At 72.5% G+C, this 23,680-nt stretch carries 2 protein-coding genes (1 of these 2 only partly in view); both read right to left on the reverse strand.

The window, feature by feature from the left end:
* A protein-coding gene (locus tag AF335_RS16335; protein ID WP_102919264.1) for a type I polyketide synthase crosses the window boundary here: on the reverse strand, positions 1 to 8,913 show its start. The gene continues 21,891 nt to the left of window position 1, outside the view; the window shows 8,913 of its 30,804 coding nt (coding positions 1-8,913); its start codon is at positions 8,911 to 8,913; its stop codon lies off the left edge, out of view.
* 38 nt (positions 8,914 to 8,951) lie between these two features.
* Complete coding sequence (locus tag AF335_RS16340) at positions 8,952 to 23,624, reverse strand: type I polyketide synthase (RefSeq protein ID WP_102919107.1); 14,673 nt, start codon at positions 23,622 to 23,624, stop codon at positions 8,952 to 8,954.
* Positions 23,625 to 23,680 lie beyond the last annotated feature (56 nt).

Here is a 23,680-nt window from a genome sequence, read left to right on the forward strand (position 1 = left end):
CGAGTCCCCGGCGACGACCACCGCGCCACGCGTCATCACGACGAGCCGGGAGTCGGCGAACCGCTCCCCCGTCAGCCACTCCTGCACCAGACCCAGCGCACCCTGAGCATCAGGGACGACAGCGGCGACCAGCGCCGGAACCTCCGTACCCAGGCCCAACGCCGCCAGATCCGCGAAGTCCCGGCCCAGCACCGCCACCGGAACGTCCGTGGCATGCGCCTGAACCGGCACCCACTCCACCCGGAACAGCGAGTCCCGCAGCGCCCGGTCGGCCGCACGCAGCTGGTCCGTGCCCACCGCACGCACCACCAGGGAGCCGATCGAGGCCACGGCCGCACCCGCGTCGTCGGCCATCTCCAGCGCCACACCGCCACCACCGGCCGTGCCACGCATCCGCACCCGGAGCGCCGTAGCGCCACTGGCGTGCAGGTTCACGTCCGACCAGGCGAACGGAAGCTGCGGACCATCCTGGTCCGCGACGAAACCACCGAGGACGATGGAGTGCAGCGCGGCGTCGAGCAGCGCCGGATGGACTCCGAACGTCTCGGCGTCGGCGCCCTCCGGCAACGCGACCTCGGCGAAGACCTCGGCGCCCTTGCGCCAGACGCCCGTGACACCACGGAAGACGGGCCCGTACTGCAAACCGCCGTCGGCGAGTTCGGCGTAGAAGCCCTCCGTGTCCACCGGGGTCGCACCGGCGGGCGGCCACTCGGTGAGGTCCGTACCACCGGCAGCGGCAGCCGCGGACAGGAAACCGGACGCGTGACGCGTCCACAGCTCGTCGTCCTCGGGGCGCGAGTGGACGGCCAGGGCACGCCGGCCCTCGCCATCGGGCTCACCCACGGTGACGCGCAGCTGGACACCGCCGTGCTCGGCGAGTACGAGGGGCGCTTCGAGGGTGAGCTCGTCGACGGTGCCGCAGCCGACCTCGTCGCCCGCGCGAATGGCGAGCTCGACGAAGGCCGTACCCGGCAGCAGGACGCTCCCGGCGACGACGTGATCGGCCAGCCACGGGTGCGTACGCAGCGACAGCCGCCCCGTGAACAGGAACCCTTCCGAATCCGGCAGCGCCACCGCCGCACCGAGCAGCGGGTGACCGGTCACACCGAGCCCGGCGGCGGTGACGTCACCGGGTATGGAACCCGAGGCGCTCAGCCAGAAGTGCTGGTGCTGGAAGGGGTAGGTGGGGAGGTCGGCGAGGCGGGCGCCGGTACCGGAGAAGAAGGCGGACCAGTCGACGCGGGCGCCGGTGATGTGGAGACGGCCGAGAGCGGTGACCAGGGAGGTCGGCTCCGGACGGTCCTTGCGGAGGGCCGGTACGAACGCGACGTCCTCGGCGTCCGGCAGGCACTCCTGCACCATGGCAGAGAGGACGCCGTCCGGGCCCAGCTCCAGGAAGGTACGAACGCCTTCGGAGTGGAGGGTCTGGATACCGTCGGCGAAACGGACCGCCTCACGGACGTGCCGCACCCAGTACTCGGGGGACGTCAGGTCCGTGGCCAGTTCACCCGTGACGTTGGAGACCACCGGGACCGCCGGAACGCTGTAAGCCAGCGACTCGGCAACCACACGGAACTCGTCCAACATCCCGTCCATCAGCGACGAGTGGAACGCGTGCGAAACGTTCAGGCGACGAGCCTTCTCGAAACGCCCGGCCACCTCCTCAACAGCAGCCTCAGCACCCGAGATCACCACAGAGGACGGGCCGTTGACCGCCGCGATGTCGACGCCATCGACGAGGGCTTCGCGCACCTCGGCCTCGGTAGCACGAAGGGAAACCATCGCCCCACCAGCCGGAAGCGCCTGCATGAGGCGCGCGCGGGCCGCGACCAGCTTGCCCGCGTCCTCCAGCGAGAAAACACCCGCAACGTGAGCAGCAGCAATCTCACCAATGGAGTGCCCCGCGACGAAGTCCGGCCGGACACCGAAGGACTCAGCGAGACGGAACAGCGCCACCTCGACCGCGAACAGCGCGGGCTGCGTGTTCTCCGTACGAGCCAGAGCCTCCGCATCATCGAAAACGGCCGGGTTCAGGCCCAGCGCGGCGCAAGCAGCGTCGAACGCCTCCGCGAAGACGGGGAAGGTCGCGTACAGCTCACGCCCCATCCCGGCCCGCTGAGCACCCTGACCCGTGAACAGGGCAGCGACCTTGCCACCCAGCACCCGGCCCTTGACCGTCTGCTCACCCACCACCACAGCCCGGTGCTCGAACTGCGCACGAGCCGTCGCCAGCGTGAAACCGACATCCACCGCATCAAGACCGGCAGCGGCCTCGACCACCTGGGCGACCTGCGCCTCCAGCGCCTCAGCCGTCTTACCCGAGAGCACCCACGGCACCACCGGCAGAACGACATCGCCGGAGACCTCGACGGCCTCCTCCGCCGGAGCCTGCTCCACGATCACATGCGCGTTCGTGCCACTGAACCCGAACGACGACACACCCGCGCGCCGGGGCTGATCGCCCTCCGGCCACTCGCGGGCCTCGGTGAGGAGCTCGACGGCCCCGTCCGCCCAGTCGATGTGCGGCGACGGCTCATCGGCGTGCAGCGTCTTCGGCAGCACGCCGGCCCGCATCGCCATGACCATCTTGATCACACCGCCGACTCCGGCGGCGGCCTGGCTGTGGCCGATGTTGGACTTCAGCGAACCGAGCCACAACGGCTCGCCCTCGCCGCGCTCCTGACCGTACGTGGCCAGCAACGCCTGCGCCTCGATCGGGTCACCCAGGACCGTACCCGTGCCATGCGCCTCGACCGCGTCGACATCCGCCGCCGACAGACCGGCCGTGGCCAGTGCCTGGCGGATCACCCGCTGCTGCGACGGACCGTTCGGCGCCGTCAGACCATTACTCGCACCATCCTGGTTGATCGCCGAACCACGCACGATTCCCAATACCTGGTGACCCTTACGACGGGCATCCGAGAGCCGCTCCACGAGCAGCATGCCGACGCCCTCGGCCCAACCGGTCCCATCCGCACCCGCACCGAACGCCTTGCAACGACCATCCGCCGCCAAGCCCCGCTGCCGCGAGAAGTCGATAAACGCACCCGGAGTCGACATGACCGTCACACCACCGGCCAGTGCCATCTCGCACTCGCCCTGCCGCAGCGCCTGCACCGCGAGGTGCAGGGCCACCAGTGACGACGAGCACGCCGTGTCCACCGTCACCGCCGGACCCTCCAGGCCCAGCGCATACGAGACACGGCCCGAAACCACGGCCGAGGACGTACCCGTACCGAGGAACGCCTCAACATCCTCCGGAACGTTCACCGTCTGCGTGCCGTAGTCGTGATAGCCGACACCCGCGTAAACACCGGTACGGCTGCCACGCAGGACAGTCGGGTCGATCCCGGCCCGCTCGATCGCCTCCCACGTGGTCTCCAGCAGCAGACGCTGCTGCGGGTCCATCGCCAACGCCTCACGCGGGCTGATCCCGAAGAACCCCGGGTCGAAGTCACCGGCCTCGTGCAGGAAACCGCCCTCGCGGGCGTAGATCTTGCCGGGCACACCCGGCTCCGGGTCGTAGAGGCCCTCGATGTCCCAGCCTCGGCCGGTCGGGAACCCGGTCACCCCGTCCCGCCCGTCGAGGACAAGATCCCACAGGCCCTCGGGGGAAGTGATCCCGCCCGGGTAACGGCAGGCCATGCCGACGATCGCGATCGGGTCGTCGTCGAGCGCCCGGACCGGCGCGGCGGAGGCCGCGGCCTGCGCGATGAGGCCACCGGCCAGTTCCTCGCCGACGAACTCCGTCAGCAGTCGCGGCGTCGGGTAGTCGAAAACGAGCGTGGCCGGCAGGCGGAGGCCGGTGGCGGTGTTGAGGCGGTTGCGGAGTTCGACGGCCGTGAGGGAGTCGAAGCCGATCTCCTTGAAGGAGCGCTCGGAGTCGACGGTCTCCGGCCCGGCGTATCCGAGGACCGCCGCCACGTTCGTACGGATCAGTTCCAGCAGGACGCGTTCGCGCTCGGACTCGCGCAGGGCGGCCAGGCGCTGCGTCAGAGCGTCGGCGACCGCGGTGCCGGCCGACGCGACGCGGCGGCGCGGTACGTGCACGAGGCCGCGCAGCAGGTGCGGCACCTCCTCGGCGACCGGGGCGAGCACCGACGGGTCGAAGTGCATGGGGAGGGCGTGGGCGTCCTCGGCGGCGTGGGCCGCGTCGAAGAGGGCCATGCCGTCCTCGGCCTGGAGCAGCGTGACGCCGTCGCGCGCCATGCGCTTGATGTCGACCTCGCTGAGCGTCCCGGTCATGCCGTCCGCCGCGGCCCAGGCGCCCCAGGCCATCGAGACGCCGGGCAGCCCGGCGGCGCGCCGGTTCTGCGCGAGCGCGTCGAGGCAGGCGTTGGCGGCGGCGTAGTTGCCCTGGCCCGGGCTGCCGTACGTGCCGGAGGCGGACGAGAAGAGGACGAACGCGGTCAGGTCCAGGTCCGCGGTCAGCTCGTGCAGGATCAGAGCGGCGTCCGTCTTCGGCCGGAACACGGCGTCGACACGGGCCGGGGTGAGCGCGTCGATGGTGCCGTCGTCGATGACGCCGGCGGTGTGGACGACGCCCTTGAGCGGGTGGGCGGCCGGTACGGACGCGAGCAACCCGGCCAGCGCGCCGCGGTCGGCGATGTCGCAGGCGGCTACGGTCACCTCGGCGCCGAGGCCGGTCAGTTCGTCGCGCAGCTCGGTGGCACCGGGGGCGTCCGGGCCACGGCGGCTGGTCAGCAGCAGGTGCCGCACACCGTGCGTGGTCACGAGGTGCCGGGCCACGAGCGTACCCAGTGCGCCCGTGCCACCGGTGATCAGGACCGTGCCGTCGGTGTCCCAACGGCCCGCAGGCTCGGTCTCGGGCACGGTCGCGCGGGCGATGCGCGGTACGTACACGGCGTCGCCGCGGACCGCTGTCTGCGGCTCGTCGGAGGCGATCGCGGCGACGGGCATGACGCCCGCCGACTCCGCGCCGAGGTCGACGATCGCGACGCGGTCGGGGTTCTCCGTCTGCGCGGAGCGGATCAGGCCCCAGACCGCGGCGTGACCCAGGTCGGCGACGGGTTCGCCGGAGGTGACCGGCATGCCTCCGCGCGTCACGATCACCAGGCGGGAGGCTACGAAGGCGGTTTCGGCCAGCCACTCCTGGACGAGTGCGAGCGCCCAGTGGGCAGCGGCGTGGACGTCGTCGGCGACGGCCGGGGCGGTGGCGAGCACGACGGCCGGGAGGTCGCCGGAGCCGGCGGCACCCGCGAGTGCGGAGAGGTCGGCGAACACGCCGGTCGCCGCGTTCGCGGCGCCCACCAGCTCGTACGGCACGTGGTCGCCGAGCACGGCCCAGGTGAGGTCGCCCGGTGCCTCGGCCGCGAGGGGGTTCCACTCCAGGCGGAACAGCGAGTCGACGTGGGCGGCGGACGTGGCGAGGTCCGCGGTGGTGAGCGTGCGCGGAGTGAGCGCGTCGACGGAGGCGACCGGGGCCCCGACGCCGTCGGCGATCAGGACGGACACGTCGCCCGTCGCGAAGGGGCGCACCCTCACCCGCAGCCGTGCGGCGCCGGAGGCGTGCAGCGTCACACCGCGCAGCACGTGCGCCACGACCGGGCCGCCGGAAGGCGCGGCACCGGTCAGGGCGACCGCCTGGAACGCCGCGTCGAGGACCGCCGGGTGGATGCCGTACGCACCGGTGTCCGCGCCCAGCTCCTCGGCCAGGGCGACCTCGGCGAAGACGTCGTCGCCGTCCCGCCAGACGCCCGTCAGGCCCTGGAACACGGGCCCGTACTCCAGCCCGGAGGCCGCCGCGCGCTCGTACACGCTCGCGACGTCGACCCGCTCGGCCGCGGCCGGCGGCCACGACTCCAGGCCGGTGGCCGCGGCCGGCGCTCCGGCGGCGACGGCGAGGACGCCCGTGGCGTGACGGGTCCACACCTGCTCGTCGGCGTCGTCCTCGGGCCGCGAGTAGACGCTCAGGCGGCGTCGGCCGTCCGCGTCCGGCGCCTCGACGGTGAGCTGCACATGGACGCCGCCGTGCTCGGGCAGGACGAGCGGGGTCTCCAGCGTCAGCTCGTCGAGTACGTCACAGCCGACCTGGTCACCGGCGCGAACGGCCAGCTCGACGAAGGCCGACTCCGCGACGGCCACCGCGCCGAGGACCGTACGGTCCGCCAGCCAAGGGTGCGAGAGCAGCGACAGCCGCCCGGTGAAGAGGAACTCGCCCGAACCCGCCAGCATCACCGAAGCGCCCAGCAGCGGGTGGTTGGCGGACCCGAGACCCAGCCCGGAGACGCCCTTGCCGTGGACCGAGCCCTGCGGCCAGTAGCGCTGGTGCTGGAAGGGGTAGGTGGGGAGGTCGGTGAGGGCGGCGCCGGTGCCGGAGAAGAAGGCGGACCAGTCGACGCGGGCGCCGGTCACGTGCAGACGGCCGAGGGCGGTGACCAGGGAGGTCGGCTCGGGGCGGTCCTTGCGGAGGGCCGGGATGAAGGCGACGTCTTCGGCGTCCGGCAGGCATTCCTGGGCCATCGCGGAGAGGACGCTGTCGGGGCCGAGCTCCAGGAAGGTGCGAACACCCTGGTCGTGGAGGGTCTGGATGCCGTCGGCGAAACGGACGGCCTCACGGACGTGACGCACCCAGTACTCGGGCGACGTCAGATCCGTGGCCAGCTGGCCCGTGACGTTGGAGACGACCGGGACGGAAGGGGCGGCGTACGTAAGGGACTCGGCGACCGTACGGAACTCGGCCAGCATCCCGTCCATCAAGGACGAGTGGAAGGCATGCGAGACGTTGAGACGACGGGCCTTCTCGAAACGACCGGCCATCGCCTCGACAGCGGCCTCAGCACCCGAAATGACCACGGAGGACGGGCCGTTGATCGCGGCGATATCGACACCGTCGACGAGCACGGCACGGACATCGGCCTCGGTGGCACGCAGGGAGACCATCGCGCCACCGGCCGGAAGCGCCTGCATCAGACGTGCACGAGCCGCGACCAGCTTGCCCGCGTCCGCCAGCGAGAACACACCCGCCACATGCGCAGCAGCAATCTCACCAATGGAGTGACCCGCGAGGAAATCAGGCCGGACACCGAAGGACTCGGCGAGACGGAACAGCGCGACCTCGACGGCGAACAGTGCGGGCTGCGTGTTCTCCGTACGCGCCAGAGCCTCCGCATCGTCCAGAACAGCCGGGTCCAGACCCAGCGCGGCACAAGCAGCGTCGAAAGCCCCCGCGAACACCGGGTAGGCCGCGTACAGCTCACGCCCCATCCCGGCCCGCTGAGCACCCTGCCCCGTGAACAGCGCGGCCAGCTTCCCCTCGGAGATCTGGCCCGAGGCCACCGGCTCGCCGTTCACCAGGACGGCCCGGTGCTCGAACCGCGCCCGTGCCGTCGCGAGCGTGAAGCCGACGCCCACCGGGTTCAGACCGGCTGCGGCGTCCACGACCTGGGCGATCTGCGCGTCCAGGGCCTCAGCCGTCTTGCCGGACAGCACCCACGGCACCGCCGGGAGTTCGAGGACGTCCCCGGCCTCGGTCTCCGCCTCCGGCGCCTGCTCCACGATGACGTGCGCGTTCGTACCGCTGAAGCCGAACGAGGACACGCCCGCGCGCCTCGGCCGGCCGTCGGCCACGGCCCATTCGCGCGGCTCGGTCAGCAGTTCCACCGCGCCCGCCGACCAGTCCACCTGGTCCGTGGGCCGGTCGACGTGCAGGGTCTTCGGCAGCACGCCATGGCGCATCGCCATGACCATCTTGATCACACCGCCGACACCGGCGGCGGCCTGCGCGTGGCCGATGTTCGACTTGAGGGAGCCGAGCCAGAGCGGGCGGCCGGCGGGCCGGTTCTGCCCGTACGTGGCGAGGAGGGCCTGGGCCTCGATCGGGTCGCCCAGGACGGTGGCCGTGCCGTGGGCCTCGACCGCGTCGATCTCGACGGCGGACAGCCCGGCGTCGGCCAGGGCCTGGCGGATCACCCGGCGCTGGGAGGGGCCGTTGGGGGCGGTGAGGCCGTTGCTGGCGCCGTCCTGGTTGATGGCCGAACCGCGCACCACGGCGAGGACCGGGTGGCCGTTGCGGCGGGCGTCCGAGAGGCGCTCGACGAGGAGCATGCCGACGCCCTCGCCCCAGCCCGTGCCGTCGGCGCCGGACGCGAACGAGCGGCAGCGCCCGTCCGCCGCGAGGCCGCCCTGACGCGAGAAGTCGACGAACGAACCGGGCGTCGCCATGACCGTGGCGCCACCGGCCAGCGCGAGGTCGCACTCGCCCGCACGCAGCGTCTGGATCGCGAGGTGGAGGCCCACCAGCGAGGACGAGCAGGCGGTGTCGATGGTGACCGCGGGGCCTTCGAGGCCGAAGACGTACGAGATGCGGCCGGAGGCGACGCTGCTGGACGTACCGGTGCCGAAGTAGCCGTCGATCCCCTCGGGTTCGGTGTTCTCCAGGACGGTGGCGTAGTCGTGGTAGGCGATGCCCGCGAAGACTCCGGTGCGGCTGCCGCGCAGCGACTCGACGTCGATACCGGCGCGCTCGACGGCCTCCCAGGACGCCTCCAGCAGCAGGCGCTGCTGGGGGTCCATGGCCAGCGCCTCACGGCGGTTGATGCCGAAGAAGTCGGGGTCGAAGTCGGCGGCCTCGTGCAGGAACCCGCCGTGCCGGGTGAAGGACGTGCCGGGCTTGGTGCCGGTGGGGTCGTACAGCGACTCGACGTCCCAGCCGCGGTTCTCGGGGAACGGCGAGATGCCGTCGGCGCCCTCCGCGACCAGCTTCCACAGGTCCTCCGGGGAGCCGACGCCGCCGGGGAAGCGGCAGGCCATGCCGACGATGGCGATGGGCTCGGACAGCGCGGCGGACTGCGCGGAGTGGGCGGCCTCGACGTCCTTCAGCCGCTGGCGCGTCTGGTGCAGGTCGGAGGTGACGCGCTTGAGGTAGTCGAGAAGCTTCTGTTGGTCGTTCATCGACTCAGCCTTCGAGGGGTCGCGGTGGTTCGTGTTCGTCATTCTGAGAGCCCCAACTCGTTGTCGATGAAGGCGAAGATCTCGTCGGCCGTCGCGGCTTCGAGCTTGTCCGCGACGACCTCCTCGTGCTGGTCGTCGATGGTCGTGGTGGTGGATGAGGCCGCGTCGGGCGCGGTCGGCACGGCCGGTGCGGCCGCATGGAAGGAAGCGGGCGCGCCGGTCGCGGCCGCGCAGCGCGCGAGGAGCGCGCGCAGGCGGTCGGCGGTCCGGGCTCCCGCCAGGTCGGCGGCGTCCATGGCCGAGATCACGGCTTCGAGCCGGTCGAGGTCGGCCAGCAGCCGCTCCGTGCCCATGGCGTCGGGCACGAGCTCCGAGCGGAGCAGTGCGACGACGGCGTCGGGCGTCGGGTGGTCGAAGACGAGCGTCGCGGGGAGCCGGAGCCCCGTGGCCCGCTGGAGCCGTGTGCGCAGTTCCACCGCGGTGAGCGAGTCGAAACCGAGGTCCCGGAAGGGACGTCCGGATTCGATGTCGCCCGGTACGGCGAGGCCGAGCACTCCCGAGACCTGGATGCGTACGAGGTCGAGCAGCACGTCGTACTGTTCGGCGTCCGGCAGCTCCGCCAGCCGTCCGACCAGCGCCTCGGCGCCCGCCGCGGCGGCTTCGGCGCGCTCGGCCTCGATCCGCCGGATCTCGGGCAGCTCGCGGTAGAGCGGGTGGGCCCCGGCCGCCGACACGCCCTTGAGGAGCTCGGGCCAGTCGAAGTCGACCACGGAGACGGCGGCTTCGGCGGTCGCCGCCGGGGCCCGGGTGAGGACCGTCCCGAGCGCGGAGTCGGGGAGGCCGCGCAGTACGCCCGCGTCCTCGTCCTCGCCGACCCAGGGGCCCCAGCCGATGGCCGTCGCCGGGAGGCCCGCCGCCCGGCGCCGCCGGGCGAGCGCGTCGAACACGGCGCTCGGCGCGGCCGCTCCGGCCTGACCCGGCCCGCCGATCGTGCCGGCGGCGGAGCCGAACAGCACGAACGCCGAGAGGTCCAGCCCACGGGTCAGCTCGTCCAGCATGAGGACGGCGTCGATCCGCGCACGCGACTCGGCCTCGAACCCGGCCGGGTCGAGGGCCGTCAGACGGCCGTCGGCGGGCAGGGCCGGTACGTGCACCACGGCGGTGAGGGCGGACACCTCGGGCCCGCCGGTCAGCTCCTCCAGCAACGCGGCGAGCGCCGGCCGGCCGCCGGTACGGGTGTCGGCGACCACGACGCGCTCGGCACCGCGGTCGGTCAGCAGGCGTACGGTACGCGCCCGCAGCTCGGAGTCGTCGCCGGTGACCAGGACGGTGCCCCGGGGGGTCCAGTCCTCGCCCTGAGCGGAGGCCAGGAGGTTCTGGAGGCGGGGGGCGAACACACCGGTGTCGCGCACCGCCACCTGGTCCTCGTCGACCGATCCGGCGAGCACGGCGAGCAGACGCGCGACGGTCCGTTCGTCCACGGCGACCGGCACGTCGACGACGCCGCCCCAGCGCTCCCCCAGCTCGAACCCGGCCACCCGGCCGAGCCCCCACGCCGCGGCCCCCACGGGGTCGGCGATCGTGTCCGTGCCGCTCGTGGCCACCGCGCCCCGCGTGGCGAACCACAGCCTGCCCCCGACACCGGCCTCGTCCAGCGCCCGCAGGAGTGCCACGGAGGGCTCCCAGGCCAGGACGCCCGTCACGGAGGCGGGATCCACACCGGCGCCGGACAGGACACCGGTCACAGGCGGCAGGCGGTGGGCGTCGGTGTCGGCGTCGAGTACGAGCTCCACGACCTGGGCACCGGCCTTGCGGAGCGCGTCGGCGGAGGCATCGGCCCAGGGGTGGCGGTCACCGCCGGAGGGGACCACGACGAGGTACGTACCGCCCGGTGCCCGCACCGAGGTCTCGACCACCCGCTGCCAGACCGTGCGGTACCGCAAGGGGTCCGGCCCGGCCTCGGCTCCGGACGCGGCGTCGCGGCCGGTGCCCGGGGCGGAGGACAGCAGCCAGAAGTGCTGGTGCTGGAAGGGGTAGGTGGGGAGGTCGGTGAGGCGGGCGCCGGTGCCGGAGAAGAAGGCGGACCAGTCGACGCGGGTGCCGGTGATGTGGAGACGGCCGAGAGCGGTGACGAGAGAGGTCGGCTCGGGGCGGTCCTTGCGGAGGGCCGGGATGAAGGCGACGTCCTCGACGTCGGCAAGGCACTCCTGGGCCATCGCGGAGAGGACGCCGTCCGGGCCCAGCTCCAGGAAGGTACGGACGCCTTCGGAGTGGAGGGTCTGGATGCCGTCGGCGAAACGGACGGCCTCGCGGACGTGGCGGACCCAGTACTCGGGAGAGGTGAGATCCGTGGCCAGTTCACCCGTGACGTTGGAGACGACCGGGATCGCCGGAACGCTGTAGGTGAGGGATTCTGCGATCTCGCGGAAACCAGCCAGCATCCCGTCCATCAAGGACGAATGGAAGGCGTGCGAGACATTCAGACGACGGGCCTTCTCGAAACGACCGGCGACCTGCGCCACCGCGTGCTCGTCACCCGAGATCACCACGGACGACGGACCGTTGATCGCCGCAATGTCGACGCCATCGACGAGCACGGCACGGACCTCGGCCTCAGTGGCACGCAGGGAGACCATCGCCCCACCAGCCGGAAGCGCCTGCATCAGACGCGCACGAGCCGCGACCAGCTTGCCCGCGTCCTCCAGCGAGAACACACCCGCGACGTGAGCCGCCGCAATCTCACCAATGGAGTGACCCGCGACAAAGTCGGGCCGGATACCAAAGGACTCGGCGAGACGGAACAGCGCCACCTCGACCGCGAACAGCGCGGGCTGCGTGTTCTCCGTACGAGCCAGAGCCTCCGCATCATCGAAGACGGCCGGGTCCAGACCCAGCGCGGCACAAGCAGCGTCGAACGCCCCCGCGAACACCGGATAGGCCGCGTACAGCTCACGCCCCATACCGGCCCGCTGCGCCCCCTGACCCGTGAACAGCGCGGCAACCTTGCCACCCAACACCCGGCCCGGAACGACCTGGTCGCCCACCACTACAGCCCGGTGCTCGAACTGCGCACGAGCCGTCGCCAGCGTGAAACCGGCGTCCAGCGCCTCGCGTCCTGCCACGGCCTCGCGGACGCGGGACACCTGGGCGGCCAGGGCCTGTTCGCTCTTCGCGCTCACGAGGAGCGGTACGGCGGGAAGCTTCCGGTCGGCAACGGACTCGGAGGCCGCCACCGCAGGTGCCTGCTCAAGGACCACGTGCGCGTTCGTGCCACTGAAGCCGAACGACGACACACCCGCACGGCGCGGACGACCCGCCTCCGGCCAGTCACGGGCCTCGGCGAGGAGTTCGATCGCGCCTTCCGACCAGTCCACCCGGTCCGTGGGAGCGTCAACGTGCAGCGTCTTGGGCAGGACGCCGTGGCGCATGGCCATGACCATCTTGATGATCCCGCCGACACCGGCCGCCGCCTGCGCATGCCCGATGTTCGACTTCAGCGAACCGAGCCACAGCGGCTCGCCCTCGCCACGCTCCTGACCGTACGTGGCCAGCAGCGCCTGCGCCTCGATCGGGTCGCCCAGGACCGTACCCGTGCCATGCGCCTCAACGGCATCGACATCCGCCGGAGACAGACCCGCCACAGCGAGAGCCTGACGGATCACGCGCTGCTGCGAGGGGCCGTTCGGAGCGGTCAGACCATTGCTGGCGCCGTCCTGGTTGATCGCCGTACCACGCACGACGCCGAGGACCTGGTGGCCGTTGCGCCGCGCGTCCGACAGCCGCTCCACGAGCAGCATGCCGACACCCTCGGCCCAACCGGTCCCATCCGCACCCGCACCGAACGCCTTGCACCGGCCATCCGCCGACAGCCCCCGCTGCCGCGAGAAGTCGATAAACGCACCCGGAGTCGACATCACGGTCACACCGCCGGCCAGCGCCATGTCGCACTCACCGCCGCGCAGGGCCTGGACGGCCATGTGCAGCGCGACCAGCGACGACGAACACGCCGTGTCCACCGTCACCGCCGGACCCTCAAGCCCCAGGGCATAGGAGACACGACCCGAAACGACCGCCGAGGACGTACCCGTACCGAGGAACGCCTCAACATCCTCCGGAACGTTCACCGTCTGCGTACCGTAGTCGTGATAGCCGACACCCGCGTAAACACCAGTACGGCTGCCACGCAGCGTGGACGGGTCGATCCCGGCCCGCTCGATGGTCTCCCAGGTCGTCTCCAGCAGCAGACGCTGCTGCGGGTCCATCGCCAGCGCCTCACGCGGGCTGATCCCGAAGAAGCCGGGGTCAAAATCGCCGGCCTCGTGCAGGAAGCCGCCCTGACGGACGTAGCTCTTGCCCGGGAGGCCCGGCTCGGGGTCGTAGAGGCCCTCGATGTCCCAGCCACGGTCGGTCGGGAACCCGGTCACCCCGTCCCGCCCGTCGAGAACGAGATCCCACAGGCCCTCGGGCGACGTCACCCCACCCGGGTAACGGCAGGCCATACCGACGATCGCGATCGGGTCGTCGTCGAGCGCCCGGACCGGCGCGGCGGCAGCGGCGGTGAGCCCGCCGGCCAGCTCGTCACGCACGTACTCCATCAGCACGCGCGGCGTCGGGTAGTCGAAGACCAGCGTCACGGGAAGTCGCAGACCCGTACCGGCATTGAGCCGGTTACGGAGTTCCACAGCCGTCAGGGAGTCGAACCCGCTCTCCTTGAACGACCGTTCCGGATCCACCGCCTCAGCACCCGCGTGACCGAGGACGGCCGCCACATCGGCCCGGATCAGATCCAGGATCGCGTCCTCGCGCTCGGTCTCGCTCAGCCCCGCGAGCCGCTGCCGCAGCCCCTCGGCCGCGGCCGACGAACGCGCCGCGGTACGCCGCGTACGCGCCCGCACCAGCCCGCTCAGCAACGGCGAGACCGGGGCGGCCGACGACGCGGCCAGCGCGGCCGTGTCGAGCCGGAAGGCCACGAGCAGACCGTCGTCCAGGGTCTGCGCCGTGTCGAAGAGGGCCAGGCCCTCCTCGGTGGACAGCGGCGGCATCCCCGAGCGGTTCATCCGCTCCACGTCGGCCGCCGACAGCTCGGCGCCCATGCCGCTCGCCCCGGCCCACAGGCCCCACGCCAGCGACAGACCCGGCAGACCCGCCGCCCGGCGCCGCTCGGCCAGGGCGTCCAGGAGGGAGTTGGCGGAGGCGTAATTGCCCTGGCCGGGGTATCCCATGACGCCGGCGACGGACGAGAAGAGGACGAACGCGGAGAGGTCGAGGCCCTCCGTCAGCTCGTGGAGGTTGACGGCGGCATCGGCCTTGGGGCCGAATACCGTGTCGACGTCCTCGGGCGACAGCGCGCTGATCAAGCCGTTGGCGTGGACCCCGGCGGTGTGGACGACGCCCTTGAGCGGGTGGGCGGCCGGTACGGACGCGAGCAGCCCGGCCAGCGCGGCACGGTCGGCGACGTCGCACGCGGCTATGGTCACTTCGGCACCGAGGGCGGTCAGTTCGTCGCGCAGCTCGGCGGCACCGGGCGCGCCGAGACCACGGCGGCTGGTCAGCAGCAGGTGACGCACACCGTGCTCGGTGACCAGATGACGGGCGAAGAGGGCACCCAGCGCACCCGTACCACCCGTGATCAGAACCGTGCCGTCGGCGTCCCAGCGCCCCTGGGCTCCGGAGGTTGCCGAAGCTCGCGTCAGGCGCGGCGCCCACAGGGCGTCGTCGCGGACCGCGAGCTCCGCCTCGTCGCAGGTCAGCGCGGAGGCGGGCAGCCCCTTCAGGTCGGCGGGGACATCGACGAGGACGATCCGGCCGGGGTTCTCCGACTGCGCGGACTTCACCAGGCCCCGGGCGGCGGCCTGCGCCAGGTCCTGGACCTCTCCGGCGGCGACGGACACACCGCCCCGCGTGACCAGCACGAGACGGGAGTCGGCGAACCGCTCCTCCGCCAGCCACTCCTGCACCAGTCCGAGAACCCGGTGGGTCACGTCACGCACCGCGCCGGCAACCGGCCCGGCCGGGCCTGCCGGGCAGACGGCGATCACGTACTCGGGAATCTCCTCCGCCTGACGGAGCTCGGCCAGACCGGCGAACGCACCGGTGGCCTCGACCGCGCCGCCCAGACGGCAGAGCCCGTCGGCGTCCTCGGCGCCGAGCATGGCCCAGGAGACGGCCGGGTCCGGCGCGGCGGACGCGGGGAGCTGCTTCCACTCGACGCGGAAGAGGGCGTCGGACGACTGCGGAAGGGCTCCGAGTTCGGCGTGGGAGAGCTCGCGCAGGACGAGCGACTCGACGGACGCCACAGGAGCACCGGCCGTGTCAGTGACCGTCACCGACACGCCTTCCGTCTCCGAGGGGCGCACCAGTACACGGAGCCGCACCGCCCCGGAGGCGTGCAGCGTCATGCCACGCAGCGCGTACGCCGTGGCCGGGCCGCCGGACGGAGACGTACCCCCCAGGCCGGCGACGCGGAAGGCGGCGTCGAGCAGCGCCGGGTGGAGGCCGTACGACGCTACGTCCGCGTCCTCGGGCAGCGCCACCTCGGCGTGGACGTCGTCGCCCGCGCGCCAGGCGGCGACGATGCCGGCGAACCCGTCCATGGGCAGCTCATCGATGCCGCCGGCGCCTGCGGGCGGCCACACGGCCGTATCGGCGATCCGGACGGTGGTCGCGCTGAGCGAAAGGAAGCCGTCCGCGTGCCGGGTCCAGCGCTGCTCGGCGTCCTCCTCGCGTCGCGAGTGGATGGCGAGGGCGCGCCGGCCCGCGCTGTCGGGCTCGCCGACGGTGACGCGGAGCTGGACGCCACCGCGCTCGGTGAGCAGGAGCGGGGCGTGCAGGGTGAGTTCGTCGACGGTGACGCAGCCGACCTCGTCGCCCGCGCGGACCGCGAGCTCGACGAAGGCCGTGCCCGGCAGCAGGACGCTCCCGGCGACGACGTGATCGGCCAGCCACGGGTGCGTACGCAGCGACAGCCTGCCGGTGAGGACGTAACCGTCGGGGAGTGCCACGACGGCGCCCAGGATGGCGTGACCGGCCGACCCCTGGCCCAAGGAGCTCGCGTCGTTGCCGAGCGGCGCGGACTCCAGCCAGTAGGACTGGTGCTGGAAGGCGTACGTCGGCAGGTCGACACGGCGGGCGCCGGTGCCGGAGAAGAAGGCGGACCAGTCGACGCTGGCGCCGGTGATGTGGAGACGGCCGAGGGCGGTGACGAGGGCGGTCGGCTCGGGGCGGTCCTTGCGAAGGGCCGGGATGAAGGCGACGTCCTCGGCGTCGGCCAGGCACTCCTGAGCCATCGCGGAGAGAACGCCATCCGGGCCCAGCTCCAGGAAGGTGCGAACGCCTTCGGAGTGGAGGGTCTGGATGCCGTCGGCGAAACGGACGGCCTCACGGACGTGCCGCACCCAGTACTCGGGGGAAGCGAGATCCGTGGCCAGCTCACCGGTCACGTTGGAGACGACCGGGACAGAAGGGGCGGCGTAGGTGAGGGATTCAGCGACCTCGCGGAAACCGGCCAGCATTCCATCCATCAAGGACGAATGGAACGCGTGCGAGACGTTCAGGCGACGGGCCTTCTCGAAACGACCGGCGACCTGCGCCACCGCGTGCTCGTCACCCGAGATCACCACGGAAGACGGGCCGTTGACCGCCGCAATGTCGACGCCATCGACGAGAGCCTCGCGCACCTCGGCCTCGGTGGCACGCAGGGAGACCATCGCCCCACCGGCAGGCAGCGCCTGCATCAGCGCGGCACGGGCCGCGACCAGCTTGCCCGCATCCTCCAGCGAAAACACACCCGCCACATGCGCAGCAGCAATCTCACCGATCGAGTGACCGGCCAGGAAGTCCGGCCGGACACCCAAGGACTCGGCGAGACGGAACAGCGCCACCTCAACAGCGAACAGCGCGGGCTGCGTGTTCTCCGTACGAGCCAGCAACTCCACATCGTCGAAAACGGCCGGGTCCAGACCCAGCGCGGCGCACGCGGCGTCGAAAGCCTCCGCGAAGACGGGGAAGGCCACGTACAGCTCACGGCCCATCCCGGGCCGCTGAGCGCCCTGGCCCGTGAACAGTGCGGCGACCTTGCCGCCCAGCACCCGGCCGAAGAGCGTGTGATCGTCCACCACGACAGCCCGGTGGTCGAACTGCGCCCGCGCCGTCGCCAGCGTGAAACCAACATCCACCGGGTCGAGGTCGGCACCCGCCTCCCGCACCCGTACGACCTGCGCCTCCAACGCCTCCGGCGACTTACCCGAAACCACCCACGGCACCACCGGCAGAACAGCATCACCAGCGGTCACAGAGGCCGTAACCTCCGGCGCCTGCTCGATGATCACGTGGGCGTTCGTGCCGCTGAAGCCGAACGACGACACACCCGCACGACGCGGACGACCCGCCTCCGGCCAGTCACGGGCCTCCGTCAGCAACTGGACAGCGCCGTCGGCCCAATCCACCTGGTCCGTAGGCGTGTCGGCGTGCAGCGTCCTCGGCAGCACCCCATGACGCATCGCCATGAGCATCTTGATGATCCCGCCGACACCGGCCGCCGCCTGCGCATGCCCGATGTTCGACTTCAGCGAGCCCAGCCACAGCGGCTCGCCCTCACCACGCTCCTGACCGTACGTGGCCAGCAACGCCTGTGCCTCGATCGGGTCACCCAGCGTGGTGCCCGTGCCATGCGCCTCAACAGCATCGACATCCGCAGCCGACAGACCAGCCGACGCCAGCGCCTGCCGGATCACCCGCTGCTGCGACGGACCGTTCGGGGCGGTCAGACCATTGCTCGCACCATCCTGGTTGATCGCCGAACCACGCACGACGCCGAGCACCTGGTGGCCGTTACGCCGCGCGTCCGACAGCCGCTCCACGAGCAGCATGCCCACACCCTCGGCCCAACCCGTACCGTCCGCACCCGCACCGAACGCCTTGCAACGACCATCCGCCGACAGCCCCCGCTGCCGCGAGAAGTCGATAAACGCACCCGGAGTCGACATGACCGTCACACCACCGGCCAGCGCCATGTCGCACTCACCCGCCCGCAGCGCCTGGATCGCCATGTGCAGGGCCACCAGCGACGACGAACACGCCGTGTCCACCGTCACCGCCGGACCCTCCAGCCCGAACAGGTACGAGACCCGGCCCGAGGCCACGCTGCCCGCCGTACCCGTCCCCAGGAAGCCGTCCACGCCCTCCGGTGCGATGGCGTCCATGCCCAGCGCGTAGTCGTGGTACATCACACCGGCGAAGACACCCGTCCGGCTGCCGCGCAGAGCGGACGGCTCGATGCCCGCCCGCTCGATCGTCTCCCACGTGGTCTCCAGCAGCAGGCGCTGCTGCGGGTCCATCGCCATGGCCTCACGCGGGCTGATCCCGAAGAACGCCGGATCGAACTCAGCGGCCTCGTGAAGGAAACCACCCTGACGCGTGTACGAGGAGCCGGACCGCTCGCCCGTCGGGTCGTAGAGGTTCTCCAGGTCCCAGCCACGGTCGGTCGGGAAGGACGTCACCCCGTCACGCCCGTTGACGACCAGGTCCCACAGACCCTCGGGCGAGCTCACCCCACCCGGGTAGCGGCAGGCCATGCCCACGATCGCGATCGGGTCGTCGGAGGCGACGACGGTCGCGGCGGCCTCCTGCGCGACAGCGACGGCGGAGGCCGCGACGTCGAGGTCGCCCAGCAGTTCGGCCGTGAGGTGGCCGGTGATGGCGACGGCCGTCGGGTGGTCGAAGACGAGGGTCGCCGACAGCTTCAGGCCCGTGGCCGTGTTGAGGCGGTTGCGCAGTTCGACGGCGGTCAGGGAGTCGAAGCCGAGCTCCGTGAACGCCCGCTCCGGCTCGATCGCCGCACCCGACGCATGGCCGAGGACCCCCGCGACCTCCTCCCGCACCAGGTCCAGCAGCAGCTTCGTACGCTCGTCCTCCGCCAGCCGCAGAAGGCGGCCGCGGAGCGAATCGGCCGCCCGCCCGGCGAGGGCCCGCCGAGCCGGTACGCGCACCAAGGCCCGTAGCAGAGAGGGGAGTTCGCTCGCCGTCGCACTCACGCGCAGAGCCGCGAGGTCCAGTCGCATCGGTACGAGCGCGGGCTCGCCCGAGGCCACGGCGGCGTCGAACAGCCCGAGGCCCTCCCCCGGCGTGAGGGCCGGGAAGCCGTCCTGCGCCGCGCCGGCCTGACCGTGCCCCATGCCGTCGGCGCTCTCCCACAGGCCCCACGCGAGGGACGTCGCGGGCAGACCGGCGGCGACACGCTGCTGCGCGAGAGCGTCCAGATAAGCGTTGGCGGCCGCGTAGTTGCCCTGACCCGCATTGCCGAACACACCGGCAGCGGACGAGAACAGCACGAACGCCGACAGATCCATACCGGCGGTCAGCTCATGCAGATGACGGGCCGCGTCCGCCTTCGGAGCGAACACCGCCTCCAGCCTCTCCGCCGACAGCGAGTCGATCACACCGTCGTCGAGAACACCGGCCGTGTGCACGACCGCGGTGACCGGGTGGGCGGCCAGCAGCTCGGCCACAGCCTCGCGGTCGGCGACGTCGCACGCGGCGACGGTCACCTCGGCACCAAGGGCCATGAGCTCATCCCGCAGCTCGACGGCGCCCGGGGCGTCCAGGCCACGACGGCTCGTCAGCACCAGACCGCGCACACCGTGCTCGGCCACCAGGTGCCGGGCCACGAGCGCACCCAGGGAACCCGTACCGCCCGTCACCAGCACCGCGCCCTCGGCATCCCACGCGGGCCGGGATCCGGCCGCGACGGCCGCGACGGCCGCCCGCACCAGGCGCGGGGCGAAGACCGCTCCCCCGCGTACCGCCACCTGCGGCTCGTCACCGACAAGGGCGAGAGCACCGGCTGACAGCTCTCCGTCGAGGTCCAGGAGGACGAAACGCTCCGGGTTCTCCGACTGCGCCGAACGCACCAGACCCCACACGGCCGCCTGCACCGGGTCGACGTCCACATCCCCGGCGACGACCACCGCACGACGCGTCACCAGCACCAGGCGTGACCCCGCGAACCGCTCGTCCGCCAGCCACTCCCGCACCAGGCCCAGCGCGTCCCGCGCGTCGCCCGCAGGAGCCGCGACCAGGCCGGGCACCTCTGAGGTCCCGCCCAGCGCCGCCAGATCCACGAAGTCCCGGCCCAGCACCGCCACCGGAACGCCCGAGGCCGGTGCCGCGACCGGCACCCACTCCACCCGGAACAGCGCGTCCCGCAGCGCCTGGCCGGTCGCACGGAGCTCGTCGGCGGCCACCGGTCGTACCACCAGCGACTCCACCGACGCCACGGCGGCACCGTCGGCGTCCGTCAGCTCGATCGCGGTCCCCTGGCCGGAGGCCGAGACCTTGACCCGCAGCACGCTCGCGCCCGCCGCCCTCAGCGTCATTCCGCGCCATACGAAGGGGAGTTCGGCGCCGGACCCGCCGCGTCCCGCGCCCGCCGCCGCGCTCACGTGCAGTGCCGCGTCGAAGAGTGCCGGGTGCAGCCCGTACGACGTCACGTCCGTGCCGTCCGGCAGGGCCACCTCGGCGAAGAGGTCCTCGCCCTTGCGCCACGCGGCGCGTACGCCACGGAAGGCCGGCCCGTACGCGAGACCCGATTCGGCCAGCCCGGCGTACATGTCCTCGACGTCGACGGCCTCGGCCCCGGCCGGCGGCCAGGCGGCCGTGCCGGGGGCCGCTTCGTCCCGCCGCGCGGAGGAGGCGGACAGGAAGCCGGACGCGTGCCGCGTCCAGAGCCCGTCGCCCTCGGGGCGCGAGTGGACGGACAGCCCGCGCCGGCCCGCGGCGTCGGGCTCGCCCACGGTGACGCGGAGCTGGACGGCGCCCTGCTCGTCGAGTACGAGCGGTGCCTCCAGGGTCAGTTCGTCGACGACGGCGCAACCGGCCTCGTCGCCCGCGCGAACGGCGAGTTCCACGAAGGCGGTGCCCGGCAGCAGGACGCTGCCCATCACGACGTGGTCCGCCAGCCACGGGTGGCTCCGCAGGGACACCCGGCCGGTCAGGAGCACGCTGTCCGAGTCGGGCAGGGACACGGCCGCGCCCAGCAGCGCGTGTCCGGCCGCGCCCAGGCCGAGGCCGGAGGCGTCCAGGGCCGGGCGGCCGCCGTGCGGCCAGTAGTCGAGGTGCTGGAAGGCGTACGTCGGCAGGTCGACACGGCGGGCGCCCGTACCGGCGAAGAACGCCGCCCAGTCCACCGCGCAGCCCGCGACGTGCAGCCGGCCGAGGGCCGTGACCAGCGAGGCCGGCTCGGGGCGCGCCTTGCTCAGCGTCGGGACGAACGTCACGCCCTCGGCGTCGGCCAGGCACTCCTCCGCCATCGCGGAAAGGACGCCGTCCGGGCCGAGTTCCAGGAAGGTGCGTACGCCCTCCGTGTGCAGCGTCCGCACGCCGTCGGCGAAACGGACCGCCTCACGGACGTGCCGCACCCAGTACTCGGGCGAGGTGAGATCCGTGGCCGGCTCACCCGTCACGTTGGAGACGACCGGGATCACCGGGGCGTCGTACGTCAGCGACCCGGCGACCGCGCGGAACTCCGCCAGCATCCCGTCCATCAGCGACGAGTGGAACGCGTGCGAGACGTTCAGGCGGCGCGCCTTCTCGAAACGACCAGCCACCGCCTCAACAACGGCCTCAGCACCCGAAATAACCACGGACGACGGGCCGTTGATCGCCGCTATGTCGACACCGTCGACGAGCACGGCACGAACATCGGCCTCCGTCGCCCGCAGTGACACCATCGCGCCACCGGCGGGCAGGGCCTGCATCAGCCGGGCGCGCGCCGCGACCAGCTTCGCCGCGTCCTCCAGCGAGAACACTCCCGCCACATGCGCGGCGGCGATCTCGCCCACGGAGTGGCCGGCCACGAAGTCCGGCAGCACGCCGTACGACTCGGCCAGCCGGAACAGCGCCACCTCGACCGCGAACAGGGCGGGCTGGGTGTGCTCCGTACGGGCCAGGGCCTCCGCGTCGTCGAGGACCGCCGCGTCCAGGCCCAGCGCCGCGCACGCCGCGTCGAAGGCGGCGGCGAACACCGGGTACGCCGCGTACAGCTCACGCCCCATGCCCGCCCGCTGCGCGCCCTGGCCCGTGAAGAGGACGGCCAGCCTGCCTTCGGAGGCCCGGCCCGAGGCCGCCGGTTCGCCGTCCAGGAGGACGGCCCGGTGCTCGAAGCGCGCCCGCGCCGTCGCCAGCGTGAAGGCGACGTCCACCGCGTCCAGTCCGGCGGCGGCCTCCACCACCTGGGCGGTCTGCGCGTCGAGCGCCTCCGCCGTGTGGCCCGAGACCAGCCACGGCACCACCGGCAGCGCGCGCCCGGCGGCGGCCTCCGCGGTCTCCTCCGCCGGAGCCTGCTCGATGATCACGTGCGCGTTCGTGCCGCTGATGCCGAACGACGACACACCGGCCCGGCGCGGCCGCCCCTCGGCCGTCGTCCACTCGCGGGCCTCGGTGAGGAGCTCGACCGCGCCGGCCGTCCAGTCGATGTGCGGCGACGGCTCGTCGGCGTGCAGGGTCTTCGGCAGGACGCCGTGGCGCATGGCCATGACCATCTTGATGATTCCGCCGACACCGGCCGCCGCCTGCGCGTGCCCGATGTTGGACTTCAGCGAGCCGAGCCACAGCGGCCGGTCGGCCGCGTGCTCCTGGCCGTAGGTGGCCAGCAGCGCCTGGGCCTCGATCGGGTCGCCCAGCACCGTGCCGGTGCCGTGCGCCTCGACCGCGTCGATCTGCTCGGCGGACAGGCGGGCACCGGCCAGGGCCTGGCGGATGACGCGCTGCTGCGACGGGCCGTTCGGCGCCGTCAGGCCGTTGCTGGCGCCGTCCTGGTTGATCGCCGAACCGCGGACCACGGCCAGCACCCGGTGGCCCTTGCGGCGGGCGTCCGAGAGCCGCTCGACGAGCAGCATGCCGACGCCCTCGCCCCAGCCCGTGCCGTCGGCGCCCGCGCCGAACGCCTTGCACCGGCCGTCCTCGGCCAGGCCCCGCTGCCGCGAGAAGTCGACGAAGGTCTCCGGGGTGGCCATGACGGTGACGCCGCCGGCGAGCGCCATGTCGCACTCGCCCCGGCGCAGCGCCTGGACGGCCCAGTGCAGGGCGACCAGCGAGGACGAGCACGCGGTGTCGACCGTGACCGCCGGGCCCTCCAGGCCGAAGGTGTAGGCGACCCGGCCGGAGGCGATGCTGCCGCCGGTGCCCATGAAGCCCTCGACCTGCTCGGAGGTCTGCTCCAGTACGGAGATGTAGTCGTGGTACATCACGCCCGCGAAGACGCCGGTACGGCTGCCCCGGGCGTCGTCCGGGCTGATACCGGCCCGCTCGAACGCCTCCCAGGTCGCTTCGAGGAGCAGCCGGTGCTGGGGGTCCATGGCCAGCGCCTCGCGGGGCGAGATGCCGAAGAGGGCGGGGTCGAAGGCCGTGGCGTCGGCGAGGAAGCCGCCGGAGCGCGTGTAGGTGGTGCCCTGGTGGTCGGGGTCGGGGTGGTAGAGCCCGTCGAGGTCCCAGCCGCGGTCGGTGGGGAAGCCGCCGATCGCGTCGCCGCCCGTGGCGACGAGGTCCCACAGGTCCTCGGGAGAGCGGACGCCGCCGGGGAAGCGGCAGCTCATGCCCACGATCGCGATCGGCTCGTGAGCCTCCGCGGTGAGCTTCCGGTTCTGCTCGCGCAGGCGCTCGGTCTCCTTCATGGAGGCGCGGAGCGCCTCGATGATGCGTGCGTCGGAAGAACTCATTTGGGCTGTTACCTCTCGCGGTTTCTCGCGGTTCTCGCGGGTTCTCGCTTGTGCGC

Source organism: Streptomyces eurocidicus (assembly GCF_002891295.1).
GTDB classification, from domain to species: domain Bacteria; phylum Actinomycetota; class Actinomycetes; order Streptomycetales; family Streptomycetaceae; genus Streptomyces; species Streptomyces eurocidicus.

Excerpts from the sequence above, each read along its gene's own strand:
- AF335_RS16340 (WP_102919107.1), bottom strand. The coding sequence starts at position 23,624 with ATGAGTTCTTCCGACGCACGCATCATCGAGGCGCTCCGCGCCTCCATG.